General features: G+C 58.6%; 4 protein-coding genes and 1 pseudogene. 2 read left to right on the top strand and 3 right to left on the bottom strand.

The window, feature by feature from the left end; all coding sequences use genetic code 11:
* A partial coding sequence (locus EN893_RS27300; RefSeq protein ID WP_164901146.1) for an alcohol dehydrogenase catalytic domain-containing protein occupies positions 1-362 on the bottom strand: 362 nt, incomplete at its 3' end.
* Positions 363-452: 90 nt separating this feature from the next.
* Between EN893_RS27300 and EN893_RS27295 the strand changes: the two genes are divergently transcribed.
* Positions 453-851, top strand: coding sequence for a helix-turn-helix domain-containing protein (locus tag EN893_RS27295; RefSeq protein ID WP_127268015.1), 399 nt, complete (start codon positions 453-455; stop codon positions 849-851).
* 86 nt (positions 852-937) lie between these two features.
* Here EN893_RS27295 and EN893_RS27290 read toward each other — a convergent pair whose 3' ends face one another.
* Positions 938-1,315, bottom strand: a complete 378-nt coding sequence (locus tag EN893_RS27290) for a flagellar export protein FliJ (RefSeq protein WP_013529907.1) — start codon at positions 1,313-1,315, stop codon at positions 938-940.
* A 452-nt stretch (positions 1,316-1,767) separates the two neighbouring features.
* Here EN893_RS27290 and ctrA point away from each other — a divergent pair, with 452 nt between their 5' ends.
* The gene (gene ctrA / locus EN893_RS27285; protein ID WP_006203583.1) at positions 1,768-2,463 is read left to right on the top strand and encodes a cell cycle two-component system response regulator CtrA; all 696 of its coding nucleotides are present in this window, start codon (positions 1,768-1,770) and stop codon (positions 2,461-2,463) included.
* Between the two features lie 102 nt (positions 2,464-2,565).
* Here the strand turns inward: ctrA and EN893_RS27280 are convergent.
* Positions 2,566-2,806, bottom strand: a pseudogene (locus tag EN893_RS27280) (response regulator); the annotation flags it as partial.

Below are 2,806 nucleotides of genomic sequence, written 5' to 3'. Positions count from 1 at the left end.
GCCTTGAGGTGGTCCGCGCTCTTCGGCTTCAGTGCGATTTGATCGGCAGGCACGGCAGCCAGCTCGGCATAGGCCGCCGCCTGCTTGGGGAAGCGCGGCATGCCGAACACCTCGTCGCCGATCTTGAAGCCGGTGACGCCGGCGCCGAGTGCTTCGACAGTTCCCGAGATATCCCAACCCAGGATGTAAGGCGGCTCGCCGAGCAAGGGGTAGTAGCCGGCACGGACGGCGCCGTCGACCGGATTGATGCCTGCGGCCTTGACGCGGACCAGCACTTCGCCGGTCTCTGGCGTGGGATCCGGCTGATCGGCGATGACAAGGACGTCGGGTCCGCCGACGGAATTCTGGATAACGGCACGCATTGAGATGTCTCCTGCTTGGTTGGTGCCACTATCATTTGGATAGTAATATCCCCTTGTCCAGTATGTACCTTCCTGATATATACGCACCTCATGGATAGTGAAGATGATTGCGGTTTCGGCTATGATGCGTTCCGGCGGGCGTGTCCTTCGCACACCGTGCTGGAGATGCTGGCCAGCAAATGGGTCTATCTGGTGGTTTGCGCGCTGCGCAAAGGCCGGCTGCGCAATGGCGAGCTTGCCCGGAAGCTCGAGGGCATCACGCCGAAGATGCTGACGCAGACGCTGCGGGTGCTCGAGCGCGACGGCCTGGTGCGGCGCGAGATCTTCCCGGTCATTCCGCCGCGCGTCGAATATGAATTGACCGAGCTCGGCCAGAACCTGGCGGGGCTGCTTACCCAGATCAGGTCATGGGCGGAGCAGCATGCGCCGGATATCAAGGATGCCCGTGCAAGGGCAATTGCCGAGAGTGAAGGGGATTTGGCCGCGTAGGGCGGGTTCATTTTTCCCGCCGGAGCCGCAAGCCGCGACAATGCGCCAGCCTGATGGCGAGCGTTGGTGCGGCAAACCGCCAGGTCTTAGCCGATCATGGCGCTGCGGCCACCGACTTCGGCTTCGCGGATCTTCGTGTCGCGCGATTCCAGCATTTCCGCCTTGGAAAGCTCCGCTTCAGCTTCGCCGAGTAATGATTCGGCGGCGCTTCGCTGCTGGGCGAGGTCGCTTTGGGAATTCCTGAGGTTGTCGCGGCGCAGGCGAGCCGCCTTGGCGAAGGTCGGATAGGCGAAATGGTTGATGTCTGTGATGCCGGCCTTCTTTTCCTCGGCGGTGATCTGAAGCTCCAGCTCGACGGCCATGCGTTCGAACTCGGCGATCATCATGTCGAGCTGGAGCAGCTGCCGCCGCTTCTCATTCACCTGAAACTGTTTCAGCCGAACGAGGTTTTCACGTGACTTCATGATTCGGTACTCCCGGAAACGCACACCCGCACTTATCGTCCAAACCACCTGGAAACGCCCAGGCCGCACCCGTGTCCACCGCCTTTCCCCGAACTATGGGAAACAAAACCCTAAAGTTTTTTGCCGGCGGTAACCATTCGTTTACGGGCATTGTTAATCATACGGGTCAGGACTTAAGGCCGGGTAAAAATTCCGGCCACCGATGCGGAAGCGACGTCGATGAGTCCCTGGAGTCGCTTAGTCCAGGTTGTTAATGTGTTGCATTAGGAATTTGGTTCTGAGATTCGTTATTAGATTCAAGAGGGTGTAGAAAGAGGTTAAAAAATCTGGTACCGTCATGGACGGGAAATTAGGATTTGTTAACCATTCAATGGCAGCCTCTGCACAAGGCAACCACTGCTCCGGGTCCGGACGGGTCGTGAAATGGTCCGGCAGCAGAAAAGGGGAATGAAATGCGTGTTCTGCTGATAGAAGATGACAGTGCAACCGCACAAAGCATCGAACTGATGCTGAAATCGGAAAGTTTCAACGTCTACACGACCGATCTCGGGGAAGAGGGCGTCGATCTAGGCAAGCTCTACGACTACGATATCATTCTTCTCGATCTCAACCTGCCCGATATGTCGGGCTACGAGGTCTTGAGAACGCTTCGCCTTTCCAAGGTCAAGACACCTATTCTCATCCTCTCCGGCATGGCCGGCATCGAGGACAAGGTGCGCGGCCTCGGCTTCGGCGCGGACGACTACATGACCAAGCCGTTCCACAAGGATGAGCTGGTTGCCCGCATTCATGCCATCGTGCGGCGCTCCAAGGGCCACGCCCAGTCGGTCATCACCACCGGCGACCTGGTGGTCAACCTCGATGCCAAGACCGTCGAAGTCGGCGGCCAGCGCGTGCACCTGACCGGCAAGGAATACCAGATGCTGGAGTTGCTTTCGCTGCGCAAAGGCACCACGCTGACCAAGGAAATGTTCCTCAACCACCTCTATGGCGGCATGGACGAGCCTGAGTTGAAGATCATCGACGTCTTCATCTGCAAGCTGCGCAAAAAGCTCGACGCGGCATCGGGCGGTCAGAACTACATTGAAACGGTCTGGGGGCGCGGCTATGTGCTGCGCGAACCGGAAGACATTCGCGTCAGCGCCTGAGCGACGAATCGCTCGAATCTTTTCCATAAAAAACCCGGCTTCGGCCGGGTTTTTGCATGACGGCTGGTAAGGGTCTGTTTTGGGCTGCTGAGCAGGAAACCGTCACGCACTTTTTCTGGAATTGCTCAAGGGTACCGAATCAGGTGCGCTCTTCAAGGTGCGAAAGCGCTCGAGCAGCTGCGGGCGGTTGAACGGCTTCAAGAGATAGCCCTGGGCGCCGGCTCGCTTGGCCCGCATGATCGAAGCAATATCGAGCTCGACCAGGGAAATCAGGATCTGCGGCCTTATCGGGCTCTCCATGGCGCGGACGCGACGGATGAGATCGACCGCCGGTACGTCAGGC

The organism is Mesorhizobium sp. M7A.F.Ca.CA.004.04.2.1 (assembly GCF_004022825.1).
Lineage (GTDB): Bacteria > Pseudomonadota > Alphaproteobacteria > Rhizobiales > Rhizobiaceae > Mesorhizobium.
Note: the sequence above shows the minus strand (reverse complement) of the source record. Positions and strands in the feature narration are given on the sequence as shown.

Excerpts from the sequence above, each read along its gene's own strand:
- EN893_RS27295 (WP_127268015.1), top strand. The coding sequence starts at position 453 with ATGGATAGTGAAGATGATTGCGGTTTCGGCTATGATGCGTTCCGGCGG.
- EN893_RS27290 (WP_013529907.1), bottom strand. The coding sequence starts at position 1,315 with ATGAAGTCACGTGAAAACCTCGTTCGGCTGAAACAGTTTCAGGTGAAT.
- ctrA (WP_006203583.1), top strand. The coding sequence starts at position 1,768 with ATGCGTGTTCTGCTGATAGAAGATGACAGTGCAACCGCACAAAGCATC.